The organism is Phenylobacterium sp., from assembly GCF_030654915.1.
Lineage (GTDB): Bacteria > Pseudomonadota > Alphaproteobacteria > Caulobacterales > Caulobacteraceae > Phenylobacterium.
This window is the reverse complement of sequence record NZ_JAURWM010000289.1, coordinates 1-1,119: the sequence shown is the minus strand read 5'-3', so window position 1 is coordinate 1,119 and position 1,119 is coordinate 1. Positions and strand designations below refer to the sequence as shown.

1 protein-coding gene and 1 pseudogene are annotated in these 1,119 nt (G+C 66.3%); both read left to right on the top strand.

Translation table 11 applies throughout. The features are described from left to right. A pseudogene (sucA, locus tag Q7T84_RS15210) lies at nucleotides 1-582 on the top strand (2-oxoglutarate dehydrogenase E1 component); the annotation flags it as partial. A gap of 54 nt (nucleotides 583-636) precedes the next feature. Beyond that, nucleotides 637-1,119 (top strand): biotin/lipoyl-containing protein (locus tag Q7T84_RS15205; protein ID WP_304810467.1); only part of this gene is annotated, 483 nt, incomplete at its 3' end.

The window sequence follows — 1,119 nt, the reverse complement described above, 5'->3', positions numbered from 1 at the left end:
TCGACCCCGGCCAACTACTTCCACGTCCTGCGCCGTCAGCTGCGCCGCGAGTTCCGCAAGCCGCTGATCGTCATGACGCCGAAGTCGCTGCTGCGGCACAAGAAGGCCACCTCGACCCTGGACGACATGGCCGAGGGTTCGTCCTTCCACCGCGTGCTGAACGACGACGCCGAGCGCGGCGTCAACACCACGGTCAAGCTTGTCGAACCGGACAAGATCCGCCGCGTCGTGCTGTGCTCGGGCAAGGTCTATTACGACCTGCTGGACGCACGTGAGGAAAAGGGCGTCGACGACGTCTATATTATGCGCCTCGAGCAGTTCTATCCGTGGCCGGTGAAGTCGCTATCGACGGAGCTTTCGCGCTTCCCGAACGCTGAACTGGTCTGGTGCCAGGAAGAGCCGAAGAACATGGGTGGGTGGACCTTCGTCGATCCGTGGTTGGAACTCACGCTCGACCGCCTCAAGGTGAAGGCCAAGCGCGCCCGCTATGTGGGTCGCCCGGCCTCGGCCTCGACCGCGGCCGGCCAGATGAGCCGGCACATGAAAGAACTGCAGACCTTCCTCGCTGAAGCCTTCGCCTAGGCTTCGCGAGACCTAAATAAGAACAGAACGAACAAAGAGAGACAGGACTTCCAAATGGCCGACATCATGACCCCCGCCTTGGGCGAGTCTGTTACCGAGGCGACGGTGGCGCGCTGGACGAAGAAAGCCGGCGACGCGGTCAGGAAGGACGAAATCCTGGTCGAGCTTGAAACCGACAAGGTGAGCCTCGAGGTCGCCGCCCCCGCCGACGGCGTCCTCGAATTCATCGCCGCCGAAGAAGGCGCGACCGTCGAGCCCGGCGCGGTCCTTGGCCGTCTGGCCGAAGGCGCGGCCGGCGCCAAGCCGGCCCCCGCCGCCGCCCCGGTGGCAGCGCCGGCTCCGGCTCCCGCTCCGGCGCCGGCCCCCAAGGCTGAAGCCCCGAAGGCGGCGCCCGCCGCTCCGAGCGCGCCGCGAGAAATCCACGAACGCGAAGAGCGGGACCGCATGACCCGCCTGCGCCAGACCATCGCGCGCCGCCTGAAGGAAGCCCAGACCAACGCCGCCATGCTGACGACCTTCAACGAGGTCGACATGAGC